We start from the raw sequence: 24,982 nt of genomic DNA, 5'->3' as shown, positions 1-24,982 counted from the left end.
GAGCCTTGATCGACCAGCGGAAAAATCACCCTTTCAAGCACTGCAACAGACGAGCGCTAACAAGCGCTAACAACGCATAACTGGTAGTCATTCGGCTGTGAAGGCAGGCTTGAATCTCACCGCTGAACGCCGGGCCACCTGCAAATCTTTTCGGCAGCCGCGCTCATTCGAACAATGGTTTTGCGAGGGATTCGACCATGGCTGAAGGTTATCGCCACACTTGCCTGTGCGAGTCAGGCCGGCTCGGCAACGACGAACTGTATGCCTTGGTCGCGGGCGCCGTCAGGCATGGCCGGGGTGAGGCGCAACAGCTGTTCGCGACGGTGACGCCGTTGCTCATCGCCTTTTACGAAGGTCAGGTGCAGGCCGGGCGGATCCGTCGCGAAGACACCGGCGGCCTCGTTCAGCAGGCCTTCAGGGCGCTCTATCAGGAACAGGCCGCCCATGACCCGAGCTTTCCGTTTCGCGCCTGGCTGATCGAGATCGCCCGCTCGACCCTGCTCAACAATATTGGCCATCGCGGCGCTGAAGTCGTGGCCACGGCCGACGCGCTGGCGGGTGCATCTGCACGCGATTGTCATGAACCCACGCGGGCCACATGAACCGCCCTCCACGCTGAGAAATGCTCTTCAGGGAATGCCCATGATCGATATCGAAAAAACCCTCTACTCCGCCCATACCTGCACCACAGGTGGCCGCGAGGGCACAGGACGCAGTGACGATGGCCGACTGGATCTCAAGCTGTCGCCACCGGGTGCGCCGGGCACCGGAACCAACCCCGAGCAATTGTTCGCCGTGTGCTGGTCGGCCTGCTTCCTCGGCTCGCTGCGCCATGCCTGCAACGCGCGCAAGATCGGTTTTCCTGCACAAGCGATGGTTAATGCGCAAGTCGATCTGGCTCATGGGGAGCAAGGGTTCTTCCTGCAGGCCCAATTGGCGGTCTCGCTGCCGGATATCGAACCGCAAGTGGCGCTCCAGCTGATCGACGCAGCGCACCAGAACTGCCCCTACTCCAAGGCCACGCGCAACAACATCAAGGTCAGCATCACCCTCGCCTGATCCGTCTTTTGCCGACAGCAAAACGCAATCCATTCCAACCACACCTTCGTACTATCCGGCGACACCATGGTGCAATAGATCGCGCCCGGGGCTTTTGATGTGATGGCGGGAAACCGACAAAAGCCAGGAGTTGCGCATGAACAAGCTGACGACTGCTGCGGGCGCGCCCGTGGTTGATAACAACAACGTACAGACGGCAGGCCCGAGAGGCCCGATGCTGTTGCAGGACGTCTGGTTGCTGGAAAAACTGGCGCACTTCGATCGGGAAGTCATACCCGAGCGGCGCATGCACGCCAAGGGTTCGGGCGCGTTCGGCACCTTCACCGTCACCCACGACATCACCCGTTTCACCAAGGCCAGGCTGTTTTCCAGCGTGGGCAAGACCACCGATGTGTTCGTCCGGTTTTCGACCGTGGCCGGCGAGCGTGGCGCGGCGGACGCCGAGCGTGACATCCGCGGGTTCGCCATCAAGTTCTACACCGAGCAAGGCAACTGGGATCTGGTGGGCAACAACACGCCGGTGTTCTTTCTGCGCGATCCGTTGAAATTCCCCGACCTCAACCATGCGGTCAAACGCGACCCGCGCACCAACATGCGCAGCGCCCGCAACAACTGGGATTTCTGGACCTTGCTGCCGGAGGCGCTGCACCAGGTCACGATTGTCATGAGCGACCGCGGACTGCCGCGCACCTACCGCCACATGCACGGTTTCGGCAGCCACACCTTCAGTTTCATCAGCCCGGCGAACGAACGATTCTGGGTGAAGTTCACCTGGAAAACTCAACAAGGCATCGAGAACCTGACCGATCAACAAGCCGCGACCCTGATCGGCGATGACCGCGAAAGTGCCCAGCGCGACCTGTACAGCGCCATCGAGGAAGGCCACTTCCCGCAATGGAAGCTTTACGTGCAAGTGATGCCGGAACTGGACGCCGAGACCTACCCGATCAACCCGTTCGATCTGACCAAGGTCTGGCCTCACGCGGATTACCCGCTGATCGAAGTCGGCGTGCTCGAACTCAACCGCAACCCTGACAACTACTTCGCCGACGTCGAACAGGCGGCCTTCAACCCGGCCAACGTGGTGCCGGGCATCAGTTTTTCACCGGACAAAATGCTCCAGGCGCGCCTGTTCTCCTACGGCGATGCACAGCGCTATCGCGTCGGCGTCAATCATCACCAGATTCCGGTGAACGCCCCGCGCTGCCCGGTCAACAGCTACCACCGGGACGGCCAGATGCGCACCGATGCGAACGCGGGCAGCACAATCGGCTATGAACCCAACAGCTACGGGCAGTGGGCCGAGCAACCGGATTTCAGCGAACCACCGCTGGCCCTGAAAGGCAGCGCCGGGCACTGGAATCACCGCGAGGACGACGACTACTTCTCGCAACCGGGTGCACTGTTCCGGACCATGTCCCCCGCCCAGCAACAGGTCTTGTTCGAGAACACCGCACGCTCGATCCATGGCGCCAGCGCAGAGTCGAAACAACGACACATCGACCACTGCACCCGGGCAGATCCGGCGTATGGCGCAGGAGTTGCGCACGCCATTGAGGCACTGGGCTGATCTGCAATGACGCTGGCAGGGAGCCGAAACAACAACGCCCGGATTATCCGGGCGTTGTTGTTTGTACGAATCAGTCAGGCAGTGATTCGCGGCTGAAGGCCTGCACCTCCTGCACCAGACCGCGAGCGGCCATTTCCACCAGTTGCCGACCCTTTTCCGGCGAAGCCTGCGCCGGGTCCGAGCCCATGCGGCCGTCCGGGTGACGGGCGCGGAAATCCGCCGCTTCACGGATCGGCCCCCAGTTGGCGATCTGCGGCGAGTAGTCGGCCGACTTGATGGAATCGGGGTAGGCCCATTGGGTCACGGCGATTTCCGAAGGCGTCGCGTGAATGCCGTGGCCGGTCGGGAACTGCTCACGCGCCAGCTCGTTCACCCCTTCCAGATCCCACCAGTTGCACAGCTTCAGTGCAAACCCGGCTTTGCGTCGGGCGAAACTCGCTTCGGCGTACAGCTCCGAAAACGCCGCTTCGATTGACGCGATGTTGCCGCCGTGGCCATTGAGGAAAAAGATCTTTTCAAAGCCGTGGGCGGCCAGCGAGCGGGTCCAGTCGGCGATGGCGGCGATGAAGGTCGAAGGCCGGAGCGAGATGGTGCCGGGAAACCCGAGGTGATGCTGCGCCATGCCGATGTTGAAGGTCGGGGCAATCAGGATGTCGGCGCTTTTCTGCGCTTCATGGGCGATGATTTCCGGGCACATCCAGTCGGTGCCCAGCAGGCCGGTCGGCCCATGCTGTTCGTTGGAACCGATGGGGATGACGATGGTGCGGCTGCGTTCGAGGAATTGCGCTATTTCGGACCAGGTCGATAGGTATAAAAGCATCAGGATTTCTCACTCTTCGAAGGTTCCTCGCGGAACGAGGGTGGGTGTTCAATGCACCTGCAACAGCAGCGTCATTGATACCACCCGCCTCCCTTCGACGACAGAATACGAAGGTATCGGAATCCCGGAACGCGCTAATCGCGAACGAGAAATTCACGGGGCGATTCACCCATCACCCGTCTGAACATGGCACTGAAGGCACTCTGGCTGGCGTAGCCCAGATCCCGGGCAATCACCCCGACGGATTGCCCCTTGTCGAGCCGATCGATGGCGGTCGCCAGCCGCACCTGTTGCAGCCAGTGGCGGAAATTCAGGCCGGTTTCATTGACGAACAGGCGAATCAGCGTGCGCGAACTGGCACCGACCCGGTCTGCCCAATAGCCGATCGAATGGTCTTGTCCGGGATCCTGCAGAATCGCCTCGCACACCGTGACCAGTCGCCTGTCGGCCGGCCACGGCACTTCGATCGGCAACGTCCGGGCTCCCTGCAATTCACTGAGTATCAACGCCACGATGTGCGCGTTGCGGCCTTCCTGCGGGTATTCGATCGGTTGCTCGGCCAGGGCCAGAATCAACTCGCGCAGCAGTCCGGGGATCTCCAGTACTTTGCAGTGATGGCCCAGCCCTGCGCAGACTTGCGGCTCGATGTAGATCGAACGCATCTTGACCGCGCTCAGCATCAATTGGTCGTGGACCATCCCGGGCGGAATCCACAGCGCGCGCTTCGGTGGCAGGATCCACAACCCGCGCTCGGTAGCCACCCGCATCACGCCGTTCGAGGCATACAGCAACTGCCCGTGCCGATGCACGTGCGGCTCGTTGTATTCGCCGGTGGCCTGATCACGCACCAGCACGGTCATTACGCGCGGCACGTCCTGATAGTCGGGATAACGTTCGCTGCGCGGCGCGGACTCACGCTGGGCGATGACCTTGCGCACCTCTCGTTTCATCGGCTGGCGTCTCCTGAAAACAGACCTTGATCGTGTTAAAGCGGCGATTGTCACTTTGGCGACAAATCCTGGCATTTGCCATGGCCGGCCCATTGTTAGCCTTGCGCTCATTGTTCATCAATGAGGCTTTTCCCATGGCAATCACCCGCAATCTCTCCGGCCACCAACAGAGCGTCACGGCGGTGATCGGCCTGCTGATCCTGTCCATCGCCCTGCGGCCGCCGATCATTTCGGTGGGGCCGATTCTGCTGTTGATCCAGCAGCACTTCCAGTTGAGCTACACCCAGGCCGCGCTGCTGACTTCGATTCCCGACATCTGCATGGGCGTGTTCGCGCTGGTGGTTCCGAGCCTGGCCAGGCGCTTCGGGATCGATCGCAGTGTGGTGGTCGCCCTGACGTTGTTGGGTGCCTCCACCTTATTGCGGGCGATCTCGCCGAATGCATTCTTCCTGCTCGGCAGTACGTTCTTCGCCAGCATCGGCATTGCGGTTGCCGGCGCGATGACCGGCGCCTGGATCAAGACCCACTTTGCTCAGCGACCAGCGCTGTTCATGGGCATCTACGCCGGCGGCCTGAGCCTTGGCGCGACTCTGGCGGCAGTGCTCAGCGCGCCGATTGCCGAGCTGGCGCAGGACTGGCGAGTCAGCGCCGGAGTCTGGAGCGTGCTGTGCCTCACCGCCATCGCCGGCTGGGTGTGGATGGCACGCCGTTTTGCGACACCGGCGCCCGGCGTGAAATTGCCGTCGAGCGCGAGCAAACGCTTGCCTTGGGGCAATCCGCAGGCGTGGCTGATCGCGTTGAATTTCGGTGCCGGGCAATTCGTGGTCTACGCCCTCTTCGCCTGGATGGCGCCAGCGTCGGTGGAAGCGGCCACGTCGAGTGTTTCCCCGGGCGTCCTGCTGGGCATTTTTACCGCGGTGTTCGCCGTGGCCAGCGTGGGTGCGGGCCTGATTCCGGGCAAGGCCCACGACCGGCGCGGTTTGCTTGGGCTGTCGGCGTTGCTGGCCCTGCTCGGGGTGGGCGGCATGGCGTTCCTGCCGGCGTACTGGCCGATGCTCTACGTGGTGCTCGCGGCCATCGGGCTGGGCATGGGTTTCACCGTGGCCATGACCTTGCCGCTGGATCACGCCCGCACCAGCGAACAGGCCGGATTGTGGACGGTGTTCATGTTGTTCATCGGTTACCTGATCGCCGCGCTCGGGCCGCTGTTGTTCGGTGCCCTGCGCGAATACGCCGGACACTATGGCCCGGCGTACACCTTGCTGTTCGCGGTACTGCTGTTGATGCTCGGCATCACACCCCTGCTCAGACTGGCACCGGCTGGATCGCCGCAGGTGTCCGTTGCCTGAGCCGGGGGTGACAGCCCTGCGACGCGCCTCGGCACGTCGCAGACTTTCAGTTGGCCGCCGCGGCTTTTTCAATCAGCCGGGCCACGGGTGCCGGGTTCGACACCATCACTACGTGAGAGCCACCCTTTACCACCTCGACCGCCTTGGCATCCGCACGCTTGGCCATGAACGCCATCGCCTGGGGCGGGATGTTCTTGTCCTTGTCGCCGTAGATGTACCACGACGGAATGTGCTTCCAGGCCGGCGTTCCGGCCTGCTCGTTCAGCGCCGCTTCGGTGACCGGACGTTGAGTAGCCGCCATCAGCGCCGCTTGTGCAGCCGGGACGTCGGCGGCGAATTGATCGTGGAACTTGCTCTGCTGGATGTACAAGTCCTTGCCGCCGTCGGCCAGCGCAACGGGTGGCGCCAGCGTTGGCCCGAGGGTGCTGCCGGGAAACTTGCCGGCCAGCCCGGCGACGGTTTCACCGGACTCGGGGGCAAACGCGCTGACGTAGACCAGCGCTTTGACATTGGCATGATCGTTGGCCGCATCACTGATGACGTTGCCGCCATAGGAGTGACCGACCAGCACCACCGGCGACTGGATGCTGCTCAGCAATGCCGATACCGCTGCGCCATCGCTCTTGACGCCGCGCAGCGGATTGGCGGCGGCGATCACCGTGTAGCCATCCTTCTCGAGAATTTTCGCCACGCCGTTCCAGCTCGACGCGTCGGCAAATGCGCCGTGCACCAGCACCACCGTGGGTTTGGCGGTTTGGGCGAAGGCATTGGCGCCCAGGCACAGGCCCGCAGCGATGCTCAGTGCAATCAGTGTTTTTTTCATCTGGATGTTCCTCGTATGACGGATTCAGGGAGCGTATCGAGTGAAGACAAAATCGTGGTTCTGCACCCGCGCCTGATGGCAGGCAAAGCAGGTCTGGTGCTGGGCTTCATCGGCGGGTTTGCCATCGATGAACCGGCCGAATCCCCAGCCACCGGTCGAGGCGTATTTGCGCGAGTCCTTGACCATCACCTGAACGGTGGTGGCCGCCCCCGGAATCGAGGCCGGCTCGAACTCCGGCGACTGCACGTGTTTCCACGCCAGCTTCACCAGCACCGTGCCGTCGGGAAACGGCAGCGATGCGCTCTGGTAAGCCTTGAGGGCCCGGTCATTGCCCAGCACCGCGCGCAGTTCATCCAGCGGCGCGGCTTCCTGGGCCGGGGCAATCAGCGCCCACTGGCGATAGTTTTTCGGCAGCTTCACGCCGTAGATCGGCGACGCTTCGCCGTCATCGGCCTGACCCAAAGCGACGCCGGTGGCCGCCAGTGCCGCGAGCGCAATGGCCGCTGGCAACACGGCCCAATGGTTGAGTTTCATCGTCGGATCCTCTTCGGCCAGCGATCAGAGATGATCGGCATCGATCACCGCCTGAGCGAACGCCTGCGGCGCTTCCTGCGGCAGGTTGTGGCCGATGCCGCCGCTGATCAGCCGGTGTTCGTACTTGCCGGTGAAGCGTTTGGCGTAGGCCTCGGCCGGTGGGTGCGGCGCGCCATTGGCGTCGCCTTCGAGGGTGATGGTCGGCACGCCGATCGAGGGAAATGCCGCGAGTTTTTTCTCCAGCGGATCGTATTGCGCTTCCCCTTTGATCAGCCCCAGGCGCCAGCGGTAGTTGAAGATCGACACGGCGACGTGATCCGGGTTCTGCAACGCCGCGGCGCTGCGCTCGTAAGTCGCGTCGTCGAAGGTCCACTTCGGCGAGGCCAGCTGCCAGATCAGTTTGGCGAAGTCATGGGTGTTCTTTTCGTAGCCCAGACGGCCACGCTCGGTCGCAAAGTAGAACTGATACCACCACTGCAACTCCGCCGCCGGCGGCAGCGGCGTCTTGCCCGCTTCCTGGCTGCCGATCAGGTAACCGCTCACCGCCACCAGCGCTTTCACCCGCTCGGGCCAGAGCGCTGCAACGATGTCGGCAGTACGCGCGCCCCAGTCATAGCCGCCAAGCACGGCCTGCTTGATCTTCAGGGCGTCCATGAAGTCGATCAGATCTTTGGCCAGCGCCGCCGGCTGGCCGTTGCGCACGGTTTTGGCGGACAGGAAACGCGTGTCGCCATAGCCGCGCGCGTACGGGATCAGCACCCGATAGCCTTTATGCGCCAGTGCCGGCGCCACGTCGGTGTAGCTGTGAATGTCGTAGGGCCAGCCGTGCAGCAGGATGACCACCGGACCGTCGGCGGGACCGACTTCGGCGTAGGACACGTCCAGCAATCCAGCCTTGACGTGTTTCAGCGCGCCGAAGGAAACGTTGGTGCCGGCGGTAATGGCGTCGATCTTGCCGGCGGGCACTTCAGCGGCGCTGGCGTATGCCGAAGCGATGCCCAGCGCAAGCGCCAGGATCGAAACGGCGAGCACGCGCCGGGATGGGGTTACAGCGTTAGAGTCAGTCATGCCGGGTCTCCCTCGTGAACCGCCGGGCGGCGGTTCCGGGCTTTGGATTGAAGGGCTTGCGGATTGAAGGGCTAGCGCGCTGCCTGAGCAGCGGTTTTCTGCGCCGCCGCGCGCAGTGGACGGAAGGCTTCGCGCAGTTCTTCGCTGAACAGTTGCGGTTGCTCCCATGCCGCGAAGTGACCGCCCTTGCTGACTTCGCTGAAGTAGGCCAGCGACGGATAGGCGCGCTGCGACCAGACTTTCGGCGCGCGGTAGATTTCGTGCGGGAACACGGTGATCGCCACCGGCACCTTGATGTCGGCGGTCTTCTGCGCGGCGGCGCTGAAGTTATTGTTGTTGTTCTCCCAGTAGAAACGGGAGGACGACGCCCCGCTGTCGGTCAGCCAGTACAGGCTGATGTCGTCGAGCATTTCATCGCGGCTCAGGACTTTCTCGGGCTGACCGTCGCTGTCGGTCCACGCGGCGAATTTTTCGTACATCCACGCGGCCGTGCCGGCGGGCGAGTCGGCCAGCAGATAACCGATGGTCTGCGGCCGGGTCACCATCATTGCGCCGTAAGCGGCGTTACGACCGAAGAACTGGCTGAGCGAATTGAAGGCAGTCACCTCCGGTGCAGTCAGCCCTGCCGGTGCCGGGTCGCCGCTGTTGATCGGCTTGACCAGTTCCGGCGGCACGGTGGCCGGCATGTTCAGGTGAATGCCCAGCAAACCGGGCGGCGCCAGGCGACCCAGTGCATCGGAAATCACAGAACCATGATCGCCACCCTGGGACACGTAATGGCTGTAGCCCAGACGTTTCATCAGCACATCCCAGGCCTTCGCCACCCGGTCAGGGCCCCAGCCGAGCTCGGTCGGCTTGCCGGAGAAACCATGGCCGGGAATCGACGGGATCACCACGTCGAACGAGTCCTCGACTTTGCCGCCATAGGCCACGGGGTCGGTCAGCGGGCCGATGGTCTTGAGGAATTCGAACTGCGAACCCGGCCAGCCGTGGGTGAGGATCAGCGGCATCGCATTGGGATTGCGCGAGCGCACATGGATGAACTGGATGTCGACGCCGTCGATGGTGGTCACGAACTCCGGCAAGGCATTGAGCTTCGCTTCGGCCTTGCGCCAGTCATAGCCGTCGCCCCAATACTTCACCAACGCCTGGACCTGCGCCAGTTGCACTCCCTGGGACACGTCGCCGACCGTTTCCTTGTCCGGCCAGCGAGTGTCGGCGATGCGTTTGCGCAGGTCGCTCAACTTCGCTTCGTCAACATGGATGGTGTACGGGCGAATGGCTTGCGACGGATCCGCGGCCCAGGCGCCACTGCTGCCAACGAGTACGGCGAGGCCGAGCACGCCGCCCCTGATGGATGACGCCAGGCAATGGCGCCAGGTAAGACCGGACGAAAGCGCAACCATGATGGATCTCCTTGTAGTCATTATTCGAAAGGCATCGCCAATCGGATCAGACCACTGCGCTGGCACCGGGGCGATTACACGATGGTGTCGGTCGATACCTTGGTATGACGCGCAGGCCTGGCGCACAAAATCGCGCTCGAATTCAGCAGCGGTTAACGGGCAGAATGCGGCGGGGAAAAGACCCATTTGAATCACAGAGCGGAACAAGGATTGCGGATGCGTGGGGAAACAGCGCTCGAACGCCTGAGCGGCACGCCATCGTCCACCTCGCAGTGGTGGGTGATCGGGTTGTGCATGCTGTTCAACGTGATCGACGGACTCGACGTCATGGCCATGGCCTTCACCGGCAGTCGGGTTTCGGCGCAGTGGACGTTGAGCGGCGCGCAACTGGGCCTGTTGTTGAGCGCAAGTCTGGTCGGAATGGCGCTCGGCTCGCTGCTGGCCGCGCCCAGGGCCGACCGCTTCGGGCGCAGGCCGTTGTTGCTCGCCGGATTACTGCTTAGCGGCCTGAGCATGTTGCTGTCGTTCTGGAGCCCGGATCATCACGTGTTGATGTTCCTGCGTTTGCTGACCGGCATCGGCACGGGGGCGGTGCTGGTGGGGGCGAACGTGCTGACGTTCGAACACGCCAGCCCGCAGCGGCGCAATCTGGCCATCGCATTGCAATCCCTCGCCTTCGCCATGGGCGCGAGTCTGGGCGGAGTGCTGGCGCATGTACTGAATGATTTGATGGGCTGGCGGTATGTCTTTCTTGCCGGAGGTTGCATCACGCTGGCAGCCGCGCTTGCCGGCGTCTTTTGGCTGCGAGAGTCGCCGTCATTTCTGGCACTCGAACGCCGCACGCCAATCGCTACAGCGTCGCCTGACAACCCCAGCCGACCGCTTTCGCCCGGTCAGTGGCAACAGACCACATCGCTGGCACTGGCACTCTTTCTGTTGATGTTCTGCTTTTACTTCGTCATGAGCTGGACCCCGAGCCTGCTGGTCCACAATGGTTTTACCGACCAACAAGGCGCCCGGATCGGAGTGTTATTGGCGTTGGGGGGGATGCTCGGTGCCCTGCTGCTGGGACTGGCGGCCAATCGTTTCGGCTGCCGGCGATTGTTGTCGGGGTTTCTGCTGCTCAACGCCGCCCTGCTGCCATTGATGCTGCCGGCCACTCGCGTCCCCGGTCTGGCGACACTCGTGGCAGTCACGCTGGGGCTGATGCTCAATGGTGCGGTCGCGGCTCTGTATGTCCTGGCTCCTCAAGCGTTCTGCACCTCGGTTCGTACGACCGGTGTCGGCGTGGTGCTGGGGATGGGGCGTCTGGGGGCGATCATTTCGCCGCTGGTCGCCGGTTTTCTGCTGGATGCCGGATGGACCGCACAACACCTGTTCACTTTTTTCGCCGGTAGTCAGGTGTTGGCGGCCCTGCTGATCTGGCGTGGCGTCAAGGGACGATGATCAGCTTGCCCGTCGTGTTGCGCGACTCGATATCGCGATGAGCCTGCTGCACTTCGTCCAGCGAATAACGCTGGCCGATAAAGCTTTTCAGTTTACCGGTGCTGACCCACGCGAACAGTTGCCGGGACTTTTCCAGCAGCACTTCGCGGTTGCGCACGTAGTGCATGACCGAGGGGTACGTCAGCTTGATGCTGCGCGGCATGCTGAAGATATCGATCGGCGGTGTCGGATTCATGAACGGTCCGTACAAGGCCAGGGTGCCGAAGTAGTCCAGCATCTCCAGCGAGTCGGCGAAACCTTCCGCGCCCGTGCCGTCGTACACCACATTCACCCGCTGCCCGTCGGTCAGGCGCATGACCTGTCCGGCAATGTTTTGCGCTCGCCCGATCACTACATAGTCAGCCCCGGCCGCGAGCACCGCCTCCACTTTGTCGGCATGGGACACCCGGCCAATGACCTTGCCGCCCCGCAGTTTGATCAACTGGGTCAGCATCAATCCCACGCCTCCCGCCGCCGCGTGCACAAAGGCCACGTCACCCGGCTGGATCGCATGCACCTTGTCCACCAGATCGCTGGCGGTCAGGCCCTGCATCATCAGGCTGGCGGCGGTGGCAAAGTCGATATCGTCCGGCAGCGGCACCAACTGGCTGACCGGGGCGATCACCTGTTTGGCGTAGCTGCCCGGCACGTAATGCCAGGCCACGCGGTCACCGACAGCGAACTCCGTTACCTGCGGGCCGCTGGCCAGGACGACGCCGGCGCCTTCTGCACCCAGCGTCAGCGGTAGCTCCCAGGCAGCGCCGAGCCCGCGTCGGGCACCGGTGTCCATGAAATTGATGCCCGCTGCCATGACCTTGACCAGGACCTGTCCGGGCCCCGGTTCTGCCAGTTGAATGTCCTGCACCGTCAACACTTCAGGCCCGCCAAAGGCCTCGATTACCACTGCTTTCATAATGTTCTGCCCTGTCATCGGGACGACCGGTCCTGCTGCCTTTCGGGAGGCAGGAGCGCGGACGTCACGTTGCTTTCACTCAACGTCGAAGGACGTTGAAACCAGGGCCAAGAGTGAGCGGGTGGTGTATCCGCGCAGTTTCGCGAACAGGCTCATTTGCATGCTTGTATGGCTCGAAGGGCCGTAGATACAGTGGCTTACAAAAGCGCCACTGTGATGCCCGTCGCAGTGTACGACGGCAGCCGATATTCGCTACAGGCGACACCAAAGTATGATGGGCGAGTGCCAGCAGAAGGCGCATCTTTGTTCAACGGTGACTGCACACAATGAGAATCGGTATGACGAACGAGCAGGAGCGCGTCATCGAGGACGGTCCAGACCGCGCCAGTGACGAGATCATGCCCATGCCGGGGGGCGAAGCCATCATCGACAGCATCCCGGCCATGGTCGCCTTCATGACGCCTTCCGGTGAGCTGGAACAGGTCAACCGGCAAATCATGGACTACATCGGCGCCCCGCTTCATGAACTGAAAAAATGGCAAGCCGGCGAGACCGTGCACCCGGACGACCTGCCCTCGGTCATCGCCGCCTGGATGCATTCAGTCGACACCGGCACGCCCTATGAAGTCGAACATCGCATCCGACGCGCCGACGGTGTCTATCGCTGGTTCCATGTGCGCGGCCTGCCGATCAGAGACAGCGAAGGCACCATCACACGCTGGTGCGTGCTGCAGGTCGACATCGACGAGCGCCGGCGGGACAAGGCCTTGATCGCCAGTGCCCTCGCTGAAGTCAGCGCATCGGAAGAGCGCTTGCGCGGGATCATCGATGCCGTCCCCGGTTTTGTCTGGAGCGCCTCGCCCGAAGGCAGCGTCGGCTTCGTCAATCGACGCTGGTGCGACTACACCGGCATGTCCCTCGAACAGGCCTGCGGCCATGGCTGGACGGCGTCCATCCACCCGGACGACGCACCGGGCCTGGCAGTCTATTGGCAAGGGATTCTGCAATCGGGCAGCGACGGTGAATACGAGGCCCGACTGAAACGCTTCGACGGTATTTACCGCTGGTTCCTGATCCGCGCCGTGCCCCAGCGCGATGACACGGGGCGGATCGTGCGCTGGTACGGCGAAAACACTGACATCGAAGACCGCAAACGGGCGGAAGTCTTTCTGGCCAAGGCCCAACGCCTGAGCGCTACCGGTACGTTTTCCTGGCGGGTGAGCACCGACGAGATCACCTGGTCGGACGAGGTCTACCGCATCCTTGAACTGGACCCGGACACCCCGCCCGGCTTCGAGGCGATCTATCGCCGCGTGCATCCGGACGACATCTCCAGCCATCGGGAGATGATCAAGCGCCAGCGCCGCAAGGGGCGTGATTTCGAACACGAACACCGGCTGCTGATGCCCGACGGCACGGTGAAATACGTGCGGCTGGTGGCGCACTCGATCGCCCATGCGCCGGACGGTTTCGAGTACATCGCCGCCCTGCAGGACATCACCCAGCGCCGGCTCGCCGAAGAGGTCTTGAGCAAGGCGCGCTCGGAACTGACGCACCTGGCCAGAGTCGCCAGCCTTGGCGCGGTCACGGCGTCGATTGCCCACGAGGTCAATCAACCGCTGGCCGGCATCATCACCAACGCCAGCACCTGCCTGCGCATGCTCGGCGCCGACCCGCCGAATGTCGACGGCGCCAGGGAAACCGCGCGCCGCACCATTCGCGACGGTAATCGCGCCGCCGATGTAATCAATCGTCTGCGGGCGCTGTTCTCGAAGAAAAGCATCACGATTGAAGACGTCAATCTGAATGACGCGGCACGGGAAGTCATCGCCATGCTATTGGGCGAGCTGCAACGCAACGGCGTGGTGCTGCATCCGCAATTTGCCGAAGCCCTGCCGCTGGTCAGGGGCGACCGGGTCCAGCTTCAGCAGGTGATCCTCAACCTGATCATGAATGCCGCCGAGGCCATGAGCGCGATCCACGGTCGGCCCCGACAATTGATCGTCAGCACCGGGCTTGGGGCGGACGAGAGCGTTTACCTGGCGGTGAAAGACAGCGGCAACGGCGTCGATCCGCAGGACATCGAGCGCATCTTCAACGCGTTCTACACCACCAAAAGCTCGGGCATGGGCGTCGGTCTGTCCATCAGTCGCTCGATCATCGAGCGCCACGACGGGAAGCTGTGGGCCAGCGCCAACGACGGCCCGGGTGCGACGTTTACCTTTGCCATCCCGAATTCGACGGACTTGCCGCAAACCGATAACCGCGACCTCGCCGATCGCACCGTGGAGAATGATTGATGGGTACGCATTTGCTCGTATCGGTGGTCGATGACGACGAATCGGTTCGTGAATCGCTGCCGGACCTGATCAAGGAATTCGGCTTTGCCGTCCAGGCATTCGCCTCGGCGCAGGCGTTTCTGGCATCGCCCTATCTGGACTTGACCCATTGCCTGATTCTCGACGTGGCCATGCCGGGGATGTCGGGCCCGGATCTGCAACGGGAGCTGCTGCGCCGCGACTATCGCATTCCGGTGATTTTCATCACCGCGCACGGCGACGACAGCGAACAGGCGAAGCTGCTGAACAGTGGCGCCGTGGAGTGCCTGTTCAAACCCTTCAGCGAAGCCCAATTGCTCAAGGCCCTGAGCGCCGCCTTGCCCCTCGACTGAGCGTGAAGCCGAACAGAACAAGGAATCGACATGTTGAACGCGAACAACGCAATCGCCCCTTCCCGTGGAGCATTACCGATGAGTGATGTCACGCCCGTCGTATTCGTTGTCGATGACGACATTTCCGTGCGCGAGTCGCTGGAGCTGATGATCCGCTTCGCCGGATGGCAGCCACGGCTGTTCGAGTCCGCCCAGGATTTTCTCGACGCGCCCCGAACGCTGGTGCCCAGTTGTCTGGTGCTGGACATCAACTTGCCCGACCTGAGCGGCCTGGATCTGCAGACCGCCCTTGCCGACGAACGCCACAACATGCCGATCATCTTCATCACCGGCTACGGCGATATTCCGCGCACGGTGCGGGCCTTGAAGGCCGGCGCGGTGGAGTTTCTGACCAAACCGTTCAATGACGAGGTGATCCTCGCCGCCATGGCCGATGCGCTGCAAAGCAGTCGTGTGGCGTTGGAAGGAGAAAAGAACCTGCGCTCACTGCTCGAGGCCTACAAGACCCTGACGCCGCGCGAGCAAGAGATCATGGCTTCAGTGGTCAGCGGGCGGCTCAACAAACTGATTGCCGCCGACCTCAACATCAGCGAAATCACCGTCAAGGCCCATCGCGGCAAGGTGATGCGCAAGATGAAGGCCCGTTCGCTGGCGGACCTGGTGAAAATGGCCGCCCTGATTACGCCGGCGTGACCGGCAGGCTCTGCCAGAAGCTTTCCAGCCGGCGCAGATCAAGGCTGTCGAAGCCTTCCGAAGCCCGCTCGCGGCAGGCACCGAGCAACGTCCGGGCCTGATCCGGTTGCCCCTGTTCAAGCCAGAACCGGGCCAGATCCATCGAAGACCGCAACTCCCACGCCCAGGCGCCCTGCTCGCGGCTCAGCGCAATGGAACCCTCAAGAACGGCCAGCATGGCCTGAACATCGTCGGTGTGGATGACCTTGAGAATACCGGCCTTGATTCGCAGCAACTCTGGCAGTGCAAAGGCATCACCGCTTCGCCGGCAGTGAGCGATGGTGCCGTCAACCAGGGTCAGTGCCTTTGGGTGTTGGCCCACCAGCATCAGGCCTTCGGCCAGTGCGATTTCGAATGAGGTCGTGAGCAGTTCGTAACGCATGCCACGCAAGCGCGCCAGACTTTCCTCCAGCATGGCAACTGCATCCCCCGGCTCCTCGGCGCGGATGGCGATCGCCGCGCGCAACCCGTGGCAGGCGGCAATGTAGGGGCCGAGTGCGTTGGTTTCGGCGATGGCGCTGAACCGCTCGAGGCTCGCAGTTGCCTTCGCCAGATCACCGGTCCAGATATAGATGCACAAGATCCAGACCATGGCGATGCAGTAGGTGACCGGATGCTGCAGTGCCGACGCTTCAGCCTCTATCTGCTCGACCCAACGCCGGGCCTGATCGGGATAGCCCTGCAGCCAGAGTGAACGCGCCAGCGCCAGCCCCGTGCGATTGCGGTGATCGAAGCCGTAGTAGATCGTGTTGCTGGGATGGGACGGCAAGCTGTTGCGCAGCGAGCTTTCCAGTTCCTGACGGGCCAGACGCTGGTTGCCCAGCAGATGATGGGAGATGCCGGTCAGCGATGAAGCAATCGCGATGGCGGCGGGCTCGTTGAGGATGTTGCCGACCACGGCTGCCTGCTCGGCCCAGGCCAGCGACGAAGGGAAATCACCGATGCGCTCGTAGAAGATCTGCAAGCGGCCCAGCAGCCTCAGCTGTGAGCCGTAGTCGTTCAACGCGACTGCAATGTCCTGCGCCCGGAGCAAGGCTTTTTCGGCGGCCTCACTGTTGCCCCGGGTGAACATCAGCACCAGACCGAGCGCGGCTTGCAGTTCCATTTCGGTGGGCGTGCCATAGTACCCCAGTTCCAGCAGTTCCACTGCCCGGGAACACCAGGTTCGGCACTCGACCAGCAATGAAAAATGCAGAAACAACGGCGCGCTCGCGGCCGCCAGCGGCAACGCCAGACCCGGATCACCGTGGGGGCCGAAGCTCCATTCCAGCGCACCGCGAACGTTGCCCAACTGGCTGGCCAGACGCGCCGAATGACGGAAAATTTCGTCGGGCGCAGTCCCCAGATGGCCGAGCAGATCCATATAAAACGCCGCGTGCCGGAACGCCAGCGCATTGACCTCGGCCTCTCCCCGCGCCGTCAATTTCTCCCGGGCGTAGGCGCGCGTCATCTCCAGCAAGCGATACGAATCCGTCGAGTCGCTGTGATCGACTGTGACCAGTCCCTTGCACACCAGATCATCGAGGATCGCGGCCGCCGTGGCGCTTTCGTGTTGCGATTCGGCAACCACCTGAGCGGCAGCTTCCTGGGAGAACGGCCCGACGAAGACCGAAAACCGCTCCAGCGCCAGGCGCTCTTGCGGCGACAGCAGGTCATAACTCCAATCGAGCATGGCGCGCAGGGTCTGATGGCGGGGAACGGCGGTCCTGCGCCCCGACCAGCCCAGGGAGAAGCGCTCGCCGAGCAGCGCGTGGGTGGCCTTCAATCCGTGGCTGGCGACCCGCATCGCCGCCAGTTCGATCGGCAGCGCCATGCCCTCCAGCCGCTGGCAAATGTCCGCAATCATTTGCCCTCCGTCCGCTTCCAGCAACAGCGCGGCATTGCTCGACGATGCGCGTTCGACAAACAGCTTGATGGCCGGGAATGCCAGCAATTCTTCAACGCAAAGGTGTTGCGGCTCACGGGGAAATTCCAGCGGATTGAGCCAGTGCACGTATTCGCCACGTACCCGCAGCGGTTCGCGACTGGTCGCCAGAACCCCGACATCCGGCGCGGTATCGCTGATCTGTTCCAGGAGGGTCGACACCGCGTCGATCAGGTGTTCGCAGTTGTCGATCACCAGCATCAGCCGCTGCTCACGCAAATGCGCGAGCAGGACGAACATCGGGTCTTCCGCCTGCACCGGGATGTCCAACGATCGGGCCAGTGCCGACGGCACTAGCGCGCAGTCTTCCACTTGCGCCAGATCGACGAAGCTGACGCGTTCATAGCCCTGGGCGGCGATGCGGTGCGCCACTTCGATGGCCAGGCTGGTCTTGCCGACGCCGCCGGGGCCGACGATGGTGAACAGCCTCGGTTGCTGCATGTGGTCGATGACCAGTTGCAGATCGGTCTCGCGGCCGATCAATTTTGCCCGTGGCGGCAGACTGCAAACGCCATCAGTGGCTCGGGGCGCGATGGGCGCCGGTTGAACAGCGGTCTGTTTTCTTTCCAGCGGCGCGACGAAGGCATAGCCCACGCCCACCTGGGTCGCGATATACCGCGCCTGTTCCTCGCCATCGCCGAGAATCCGCCGCAGCCCGGTCATATGAAAGCGCAGGCTGCCTTCGGCCACCACGCTGTCGGGCCACACCTTGTCGATCAGGTCGTACTTGGACAGCACGCGTCCCGGTTGCTCGAGCAAGGCGATCAACAGATCCAGCGCCCGCCCGCCGATCTCGACCGCCACCCCGTTGCGGGTCAGCAGTCGTTTGCCTGGAACGACACAGAAAGGACCGAAAATGAATTGGGTCGTGAGGGATTCGTGCAATGCGCCCGGAAAAGACTCCACGAGGATCGATCTCTCTAAAAAACGTAGGGGGCGGCGCCGGTTACAGACAGCCGGCGCAGGCCCTTTGCATCATAGGAGTTTTGCACCACCGTTCAAGCACGGGACCGGCTGAGTGAGAACCTCACCCCTTTATTTCACCCTTGCGAATGGCAATCTTGATGGCCTGAGCGGTGGTGGCCACGCCCAGATGCCGACGAGCCGAACGCAGGTGATTTTCCACCGTGCGCCCGGACAGACCGAGGGTGGCAGCGATGTCGGCCTGCCGCCGACCGGCGGCGACCCACGCCAGCACTTCGCGCTCACGGGTCGACAGTTTGCCGGACGCCTCGTCCAGCGGCGCTTCGAGCAAGCGTCGTGCGGAGTAAAACGCCACTGTGGCGAGCATGCCCAACGCCAGACGAACTCGCGCCGAGGCATCGATCTGCTCACCACCCAGGCTCATGGCGCCTTCAAGCCCCTGCGGGCCGAAGACCGGAATCTGCAATCCATGCACGCCCGGGCCGCTTGGCACGCGAACCAGCCGATAAAGTTCGCCGCTCTCCTCCTGCACCTTGCTCCAGAAGAACGATTCGCGGGCGTCCAACAGGTGGCGAGTCACGGGGCAGCGCTGAACGTAGGTCTCGGCGTCGACGCCAGTACCATCACCAAACCAGTCGCCTTCCACCCAGTAAATGCGCTCAACCACGTCCTCCGACGCCGAGGTGGCGGAAAACAGGACGAACCGATCGTAACCATAGGCCCCGGCGAAACCGCGAACGGCCTTCTGGATCGCCACTAGCGTGGGCGCCGCCTCGATGTCGAGGGCGGCGCGCAAGAGTGCCTCGGCAGGTCCGGAGCTCACCCCGACGTGACCTCTTTCAGGACCGCGGCCGCCGCCAGTTTGCCCAGTGCGTTGCCCGCCAGCGGACTGTCACCGGTCAGCAGTTTGCGATCCTGAAGCGTGGCCCCGGAAATGTCCTGGTTAGTGATTTCCACACCGAGCGCCTGCAACTGCTCGCCGAACTTCCAGGTCAGGTGGCCGGGCATGTAACCGATGTCAGGGGTTGTAGCGTCCAGCGCATCGGGAAACGCGCAGATCCGGTAACCGTTGAAGATGCATGAATCTTTTGTTTCGCCGAGGCCGGCCGCCAGCAGCGCCGCCGGGCCGTGGCACAGGGTGATGACGAATTTGTCCTTGGCGACGGCCCATTGCAGGACTTTCTTCACGTCCTCGCTTTCCGGCAGGCCGATCAGCGCGCCGTGCCCGCCGGGAATGAACACGCCGATGTAATCCGAGTCCTCGCCCAGCGCTTCTTCGATCACCTGAGACAGCTTGAGCGGACGCTTGAACTGATCGCGGTATTGCTCGTAGAAGCCCTTCACTTCGGCGTCTTCGGAGGGCATGGCCCAGAATTCGAACTTGACCGGATTGCCCGACAGCGTCGCGACATCGAAGCCGAAACCGGCCTTGTCCAGGTGATACATCGGCAGCAGCGTTTCAACCGGGTGATTGCCCGTGGAGAACATCGTGCCGTTGTCGGTCAACAGATAGCGCTCGTCCGCACCGATCATCAGAACCTTCCAGCGCCCGCCCTTGTAACGGTTGGGGTACTCGGCATCACTGAGATCGGATTTGGGCGAAGTGAACTGGCTGAGGGAATACGGCGAGGGGAAAAACGCGTTGTCCTCGGCCGGATCGGGGGTTGGGCGCTTGTCGTCAGTCTGCGTGGTAGCCATGGTGCTCTCCATCGAGTGGGTCAATGTCGGAGTTCATGCTAGTAAGGCGTCAGCATTACAACAATGAGGGTTTTCCCTCAAAAAATCATGCGCTGAACCTGCAGCCCCTCAATGTGATCGATAAGTGGCAGAATCCCCGCAACTGATGAATTCGGAGACCCACAATGCTTCGCCTGTTTGAACAACGGCTCGACCCCTTCCCGCCCGACGAAGCGCCGCCACCGCCGGTCGGTCTGGCGCGATTCCTGTGGGCCTGCACCCGTGGCGCTCGCGGTTATATCCTCGCGCTGGCGCTGCTCAGTGCCGGTGTGTCGATCTACGAAGCCTGGTTGTTTTCCTTTCTGGGTCAGGTCGTTGACCTGCTTTCGGCCTGGCAGGCCGGCGGCGATGTGAACGGCCAGGAGAGCCGTGTGCTGTGGGGCATCGGCCTCGTGCTGCTGACCAGCGTCGGGCTGGTGGCGCTGCGCACCATGGTTCAGCACCAGGTGTTGGCGATCAATCTGCCGCTGCGGCTGCGCTGGGATTTCCACCGGCTGATGCTGCGGCAGAGCCTTTCATTCTTTTCCGATGAGTTTTCCGGCCGGGTCACGACCAAGGTGATGCAGACGGCACTGGCCGTGCGCGAGGTGCTGTTCACCGTTATCGAAATCGCACCGGGCATCGGCGTTTACTTCATAGCGATCATCGCCCTGGCCGGCGGTTTCGCCCTGAAACTCATGCTGCCGTTCATTGCCTGGGTCGCACTGTTCGGGCTGGCGATGCTGTACTTCGTGCCACGCCTGGGCCAGGTCGGGCAGGAACAGGCCCATGCGCGGTCATCGATGACGGGCCGGGTTTCGGACGCCTACACCAACATCACCACGGTGAAACTGTTCTCCCACTCCAAACGTGAAGCGCATTTTGCGCGGGCGGCAATGGAGGATTTCAAGCAGACCGGTTTCCGCCAGATGCGTCTGGTCAGCCAGTTCGAGATCGTCAATCAGGCGCTGGTAGTCGGGCTGATCATGGGCGCCGGCGGCTATGCCTTGTGGCTTTGGCATCAGGGCGAAGTCGGCACCGGGGCGGTGGCGGCGATCACGGCCATGGCGTTGCGCATCAACGGCATGTCGCACTGGATCATGTGGCAGATGACGTCGCTGTTCGAAAACATCGGCACCGTGCAGGACGGCATGGACACCCTGACCCGTGGCCCCAAGGTGCAGGACGCGCCGGACGCCGGCGTGCTGGTACCTTCCGGCGGCGCCGTGGAATTCGACAACGTCAGCTTCAACTACAACGGCGAACGCCAGGTGCTCGACGGCTTGAGCCTGAGCATCCAGCCGGGCGAGAAAATCGGTCTGGTGGGCCGCTCCGGCGCCGGCAAATCCACGCTGATCAACCTGCTGCTGCGCTTCTATGATGTGGACCGTGGCGAGATTCGCATCGACGGGCAAAACATTGCACAGGTGACCCAGGACAGCCTGCGCAGCGCGATCGGCATGGTCACTCAGGACACGTCCCTGCTGCACCGCTCGATTCGCGACAACATCGCCTACGGCCGACCGGACGCGACCGACGAACAGATCCAGCGCGCGGCGGCCAATGCTCAGGCCGCCGGCTTCATCAACCAGCTCAGCGACCGCCAGGGCCACACCGGCTATGACACGCTGGTGGGCGAACGCGGCATCAAGCTTTCCGGTGGCCAGCGCCAACGTATCGCCATCGCCCGGGTGATGCTCAAGAACGCCCCGATCCTTCTACTGGACGAAGCGACCAGCGCGCTGGATTCCGAAGTCGAAGTCGCCATTCAGGAAAGCCTCGATGAAATGATGCAAGGCAAAACCGTGATCGCGATTGCGCATCGACTGTCGACGATTGCGGCGATGGATCGACTGATTGTCATGGATGAGGGGCGCATCATCGAGCAAGGCACCCACACCGAACTGCTGGCGAAAAACGGCACCTATGCGCGGTTGTGGCAGCATCAGAGTGGCGGGTTTCTGGGTGAGGATCAGGGGCTGACCGAGGCGATGGATCAGGCGTAAACGGTGCTGCCCCGGTACTGCCGGGGCAGAAGACGAGGGCTCAGGCGCTCGGGTGGGTGTGGTAGATCTTGCTGACGATCGTCCACTTGCCGTCTACCTTCAGCAGGTTGAAGAAGTCGGTGAAACGGAACCCCGACACGTTGTCGGTATCGACCCGGGCACTCGCGGCCGTGCCGACGATGTCGATGCGGACGATCGCGGCTTCGGCTTCAGGAGATGGACGGAACGCGCTGTCGATGACGTCATACAGATTCTGGATCGCGCCGCCGACGAGCTTGCCGTCGTCAACCCCGAACATGGTCGCCTGCGCATTGAACGCGGGCTTCATCAAGGCGCTGTCAGCCTTTGCTCCACCTTCGTTGTACTGGCTGAGGACTTCGACGATTGCGTTGTATTCCTGCACGTAAGTTGGATGACTCATGATGAACTCCTGTTTGCTGTGAATGTTTTTTCAATCAATCCGCCCTGCGCCGATCCGGTTCAGGGCGCACACATCAATGGTCAGCCGTTGGCCAGTCGGTGTAGCCCTTGGCGCCGCCGCCGTAGTAGCTCTCGCGTGGCGCGATGGTCAGTTCGGTGCCCCGACGCAGGCGCTCCACGAGGTCGGGGTTGGAAATGAACAGGCGCCCGAACGCCACCGCGTCAATCCGGCCCTGCGCCCGGCGCTCCAGTGCCATCTCGAGGTCGTAGTTGTTATTGCCGATGAAGGGGCCTTCGAACTGCGCGCTCAATGCATCCATATCAACGCCATCAGGAACCGTTCGCGAAGTCGCGGTGGCGCCTTCGACGAAGTGCAGATAGGCCAGATTGAGCCGGTTGAGCTGCTGAATCAGATATCCGTAAGTCGCCATGACATTGCTGTCGGGAGGCGTGTTTCCGGCATCGGGCGTGACCGGCGAAAGACGGATGCCGACGCGGTCACTGCCCCAGATCGAAATCACCGCTTCAGTGACTTCAAGCGTCAGTCGGGCGCGGTTCTCAATGGTGCCGCCGTACCGGTCAGTGCGCTGATTGGTCGAGTCACGCAGAAACTGGTCGAGCAGATAGCTGTTCGCCGAATGAACCTCCACCCCATCGAAACCGGCACGCCTGGCATTTTCAGCGGCGCGCTTGTATTGCTCGATGATGCCGGGAATCTCCGACGTCTCCAGCGCTCGGGGCATCGACACTTCGACAAAGCCGTTCTCGGTGTAGGTGCTGCCTTCTGCCTTGATCGCCGAGGGCGCAACGGGAGCGGCACCGTCGGGCTGTAACTCGACGCTGGAAAAACGCCCCACGTGCCACAACTGGCTGACAATCCTGCCACCTGCGGCATGGACGGCGTCCGTGACTTTTCTCCAGCCCGCCACCTGCGCGTCCGACCAGATCCCCGGCGTCATGGCATAGCCACGCCCCTGCGCCGAAATGTTTGTCGCTTCGGCAATGATCAGGCCGGCACTCGCGCGCTGTGCGTAGTAAGTCGCGTGCAGTTCGTTCGGAACGCCGTCTTCAGCCATCCGGCTGCGAGTCACGGGCGCCATGACAATCCGGTTGGCCAATTGCAGGGCGCCCATTTGCATGGGAGAAAAAAGATCCGTGTTGCGACTGTTATCAATCATGTTGCATACCTTCAATATCAGACCGGTCGTCTAGTAACTTGATGAAAAAAATCGCCTGTACATCAGCAGGCGTTTACTCGTGCAGCACCGTCAGTGCTCCTTGTGATCGTCAGGCCTTTTGTACGTCCGGGCGGGTGCGCGAAGGCTCAAGAGTCACCCTCTCCCATTTGGCGATCACCAGGGGCGCGATCGCATTGCCCAACACATTCAGGGTGGTGGTGCCGCTGTCGATAATCCTGAAGATACCGGCGATCAGTGCCACGCCCTCCAGCGGGAGACCGGCAGACGCCAACGTGGCCGACAGGATGACGATGGCGAATCCAGGCACCCCGGCAGCACCTTTGGAAGTCAGCACCATGGTCACCACCAGCAGGATTTCCTGAGAAAGCGACAGATCGATTCCATAAAGCTGGGCGATGAAAATTGTCGCCACGCCGAGGAAGATCGACGCGCCATCGAGGTTGAACGCGTACCCCACTGGCACCACAAAACTGACAATGCGCCGTGGTACGCCGTAGTTCTCCAGCTTGCTCATCAACTGCGGCATGACCGCTGCAGAGGCAGCACTGGAGAACGCAAGAATCAACTCGTCGCGGAAATACCTGATCAACTTGAAGATGTTCTCGCCGATCAGGTAACTGATTCCTCCGAGCACTACCAATGCGAAGACGATCAGCGCCAGATAAACCACACCAATCAACTTGAGCAGGGGCAACAACGAGGCAAAACCGAAGGTAGCGACGGTCGCACCGATCATGCCGAACACCCCTATCGGGGCATAGGCCATGACGATCGAGACGATCCTGAACATCGCATCTGAAATGCCTTGGACCAGCGCAACCACAGGTGCACTTTTCTCCCTGGGCAATGCGTTGAGCGCGACACCGAACAACACCGCGAAGAACAGCACAGAAAGCAACTTCGCCTCGGACATCGCCACCAGAACGTTATCCGGAACGATGTTTTGCACAATCACGAGCGCGCCCTTCGTAGGCTCCATCGTGATGGCGGCAGCACCGTGTGCGATGCCCGAAATATCGGTGCCCGTACCGGGTTCGAAGAAGTTCGCGAAACACAGGCCGATCACGATGGCCAGGCCGGTGATCGCAAAGAAATAGCCCAGCGACTTGATGCCCATCCGGCCGAACGACTTGTTATCCCCGCCTCCGGCGATACCCAGGATCATGCAACAGAACACGATAGGCACGACCACCATCTTCATCATCTTGATGAAGATATCGCCAAGCGGTTTCAGGATCTCCGTGCTGACCCACGACTGATACTGCGGATGGGTATTGAAGTACCAACCAACGAGCACGCCAAGCAACAGCCCGGCAACGATTTGCCACACCAGGGGAATACGTTTCATGTCTAGCCTTCTTGTTGGAATGAAAGGACTGCATCAATCGGCAGTTGCTAGAGTCATGAGCTTCC

At 62.2% G+C, this 24,982-nt stretch carries 22 protein-coding genes; 9 read left to right on the top strand and 13 right to left on the bottom strand.

Annotation, left to right across the window (positions count from 1 at the left end):
* Positions 1 to 197: 197 nt before the first annotated feature.
* The 3 genes from ABFB52_RS12810 to ABFB52_RS12800 all read left to right on the top strand — a co-directional run bounded on the left by ABFB52_RS12810 (position 198) and on the right by ABFB52_RS12800 (position 2,629).
* Complete coding sequence (locus ABFB52_RS12810) at positions 198 to 602, top strand: hypothetical protein (protein ID WP_085747537.1); 405 nt, start codon at positions 198 to 200, stop codon at positions 600 to 602.
* Positions 603 to 642: 40 nt separating this feature from the next.
* Entirely contained in the window at positions 643 to 1,059 is a 417-nt protein-coding gene (locus tag ABFB52_RS12805; RefSeq protein ID WP_085747538.1) for an organic hydroperoxide resistance protein, read from the top strand.
* A 136-nt stretch (positions 1,060 to 1,195) separates the two neighbouring features.
* Positions 1,196 to 2,629, top strand: coding sequence for a catalase (locus ABFB52_RS12800; protein ID WP_085747539.1), 1,434 nt, complete (start codon positions 1,196 to 1,198; stop codon positions 2,627 to 2,629).
* A 70-nt stretch (positions 2,630 to 2,699) separates the two neighbouring features.
* On the opposite strand, the gene ABFB52_RS12795 is transcribed toward ABFB52_RS12800, so the two are convergent.
* Both ABFB52_RS12795 and ABFB52_RS12790 read right to left on the bottom strand, forming a co-directional pair.
* Entirely contained in the window at positions 2,700 to 3,449 is a 750-nt protein-coding gene (locus ABFB52_RS12795) for a creatininase family protein (protein WP_011333687.1), read from the bottom strand.
* A gap of 134 nt (positions 3,450 to 3,583) precedes the next feature.
* Complete coding sequence (locus tag ABFB52_RS12790) at positions 3,584 to 4,399, bottom strand: helix-turn-helix transcriptional regulator (protein ID WP_129973860.1); 816 nt, start codon at positions 4,397 to 4,399, stop codon at positions 3,584 to 3,586.
* Between the two features lie 134 nt (positions 4,400 to 4,533).
* On the opposite strand from ABFB52_RS12790, the gene ABFB52_RS12785 reads away from it, so the two are divergent.
* On the top strand, positions 4,534 to 5,748 hold the full coding sequence (locus tag ABFB52_RS12785) for an MFS transporter (protein ID WP_129973859.1): 1,215 nt from the start codon (positions 4,534 to 4,536) through the stop codon (positions 5,746 to 5,748).
* Between the two features lie 46 nt (positions 5,749 to 5,794).
* On the opposite strand, the gene ABFB52_RS12780 is transcribed toward ABFB52_RS12785, so the two are convergent.
* The 4 genes from ABFB52_RS12780 to ABFB52_RS12765 form a co-directional block, all read right to left on the bottom strand.
* On the bottom strand, positions 5,795 to 6,571 hold the full coding sequence (locus tag ABFB52_RS12780; protein ID WP_129973858.1) for an alpha/beta hydrolase: 777 nt from the start codon (positions 6,569 to 6,571) through the stop codon (positions 5,795 to 5,797).
* A gap of 24 nt (positions 6,572 to 6,595) precedes the next feature.
* Positions 6,596 to 7,105, bottom strand: a complete 510-nt coding sequence (locus ABFB52_RS12775) for a cytochrome P460 family protein (RefSeq protein ID WP_129973857.1) — start codon at positions 7,103 to 7,105, stop codon at positions 6,596 to 6,598.
* Positions 7,106 to 7,129: 24 nt separating this feature from the next.
* Positions 7,130 to 8,173, bottom strand: a complete 1,044-nt coding sequence (locus ABFB52_RS12770; protein WP_129973856.1) for an alpha/beta hydrolase — start codon at positions 8,171 to 8,173, stop codon at positions 7,130 to 7,132.
* A gap of 71 nt (positions 8,174 to 8,244) precedes the next feature.
* A complete protein-coding gene (locus ABFB52_RS12765; protein ID WP_129973855.1) occupies positions 8,245 to 9,579 on the bottom strand; it encodes an epoxide hydrolase family protein in 1,335 nt (444 codons plus the stop codon).
* Between the two features lie 216 nt (positions 9,580 to 9,795).
* Here ABFB52_RS12765 and ABFB52_RS12760 point away from each other — a divergent pair, with 216 nt between their 5' ends.
* Positions 9,796 to 11,025 (top strand): MFS transporter, encoded by a 1,230-nt coding sequence (locus tag ABFB52_RS12760; protein WP_129973854.1) that lies wholly within the window; start codon positions 9,796 to 9,798, stop codon positions 11,023 to 11,025.
* Here the strand turns inward: ABFB52_RS12760 and ABFB52_RS12755 are convergent.
* Positions 11,012 to 11,977 carry a quinone oxidoreductase gene (locus tag ABFB52_RS12755; RefSeq protein ID WP_178082634.1) on the bottom strand — a complete coding sequence of 322 codons (966 nt, stop codon included), beginning with the start codon at positions 11,975 to 11,977 and terminating at the stop codon, positions 11,012 to 11,014. The two genes, ABFB52_RS12760 and ABFB52_RS12755, sit on opposite strands and share 14 nt — an antisense overlap.
* A gap of 338 nt (positions 11,978 to 12,315) precedes the next feature.
* Here ABFB52_RS12755 and ABFB52_RS12750 point away from each other — a divergent pair, with 338 nt between their 5' ends.
* The 3 genes from ABFB52_RS12750 to ABFB52_RS12740 all read left to right on the top strand — a co-directional run bounded on the left by ABFB52_RS12750 (position 12,316) and on the right by ABFB52_RS12740 (position 15,341).
* Entirely contained in the window at positions 12,316 to 14,277 is a 1,962-nt protein-coding gene (locus ABFB52_RS12750; protein ID WP_256656684.1) for a PAS domain-containing sensor histidine kinase, read from the top strand.
* Entirely contained in the window at positions 14,277 to 14,648 is a 372-nt protein-coding gene (locus ABFB52_RS12745; RefSeq protein WP_102686655.1) for a response regulator, read from the top strand. Before ABFB52_RS12750 ends, ABFB52_RS12745 begins: the two co-directional genes overlap by 1 nt.
* 78 nt (positions 14,649 to 14,726) lie before the next feature.
* Complete coding sequence (locus tag ABFB52_RS12740; protein ID WP_129973851.1) at positions 14,727 to 15,341, top strand: response regulator; 615 nt, start codon at positions 14,727 to 14,729, stop codon at positions 15,339 to 15,341.
* Here ABFB52_RS12740 and ABFB52_RS12735 read toward each other — a convergent pair.
* From ABFB52_RS12735 to hchA, 3 genes are all read right to left on the bottom strand, one after another.
* Entirely contained in the window at positions 15,328 to 18,210 is a 2,883-nt protein-coding gene (locus ABFB52_RS12735) for a winged helix-turn-helix domain-containing protein (protein WP_129973850.1), read from the bottom strand. The genes ABFB52_RS12740 and ABFB52_RS12735 overlap by 14 nt on opposite strands.
* A gap of 121 nt (positions 18,211 to 18,331) precedes the next feature.
* Positions 18,332 to 19,051: a PA1136 family autoinducer-binding transcriptional regulator gene (locus ABFB52_RS12730; RefSeq protein ID WP_129973849.1), complete on the bottom strand. Its 720-nt coding sequence runs from the start codon at positions 19,049 to 19,051 to the stop codon at positions 18,332 to 18,334.
* The gene (hchA, locus tag ABFB52_RS12725) at positions 19,048 to 19,926 is read right to left on the bottom strand and encodes a glyoxalase III HchA (RefSeq protein WP_129973848.1); all 879 of its coding nucleotides are present in this window, start codon (positions 19,924 to 19,926) and stop codon (positions 19,048 to 19,050) included. The genes ABFB52_RS12730 and hchA overlap by 4 nt, the downstream gene beginning before the upstream one ends.
* A gap of 164 nt (positions 19,927 to 20,090) precedes the next feature.
* Between hchA and ABFB52_RS12720 the strand changes: the two genes are divergently transcribed.
* Entirely contained in the window at positions 20,091 to 21,950 is a 1,860-nt protein-coding gene (locus tag ABFB52_RS12720; RefSeq protein WP_129973847.1) for an ABC transporter ATP-binding protein, read from the top strand.
* A gap of 40 nt (positions 21,951 to 21,990) precedes the next feature.
* Here the strand turns inward: ABFB52_RS12720 and ABFB52_RS12715 are convergent, their stop codons facing one another.
* The 3 genes from ABFB52_RS12715 to ABFB52_RS12705 form a co-directional block, all read right to left on the bottom strand.
* Positions 21,991 to 22,371 (bottom strand): nuclear transport factor 2 family protein, encoded by a 381-nt coding sequence (locus tag ABFB52_RS12715; RefSeq protein WP_039771019.1) that lies wholly within the window; start codon positions 22,369 to 22,371, stop codon positions 21,991 to 21,993.
* A 73-nt stretch (positions 22,372 to 22,444) separates the two neighbouring features.
* The gene (locus tag ABFB52_RS12710) at positions 22,445 to 23,548 is read right to left on the bottom strand and encodes an alkene reductase (protein WP_129973846.1); all 1,104 of its coding nucleotides are present in this window, start codon (positions 23,546 to 23,548) and stop codon (positions 22,445 to 22,447) included.
* 109 nt (positions 23,549 to 23,657) lie between these two features.
* The gene (locus tag ABFB52_RS12705; RefSeq protein ID WP_129973845.1) at positions 23,658 to 24,917 is read right to left on the bottom strand and encodes a cation:dicarboxylase symporter family transporter; all 1,260 of its coding nucleotides are present in this window, start codon (positions 24,915 to 24,917) and stop codon (positions 23,658 to 23,660) included.
* Positions 24,918 to 24,982: the final 65 nt, after the last annotated feature.

Source organism: Pseudomonas sp. 9.2(2024) (assembly GCF_039695385.1).
GTDB classification, from domain to species: Bacteria; Pseudomonadota; Gammaproteobacteria; order Pseudomonadales; family Pseudomonadaceae; genus Aquipseudomonas; species Aquipseudomonas paraglycinae.
The sequence above is the reverse complement of the archived record's forward strand: the minus strand, read 5'-3'. Positions and strand labels throughout refer to the sequence as shown.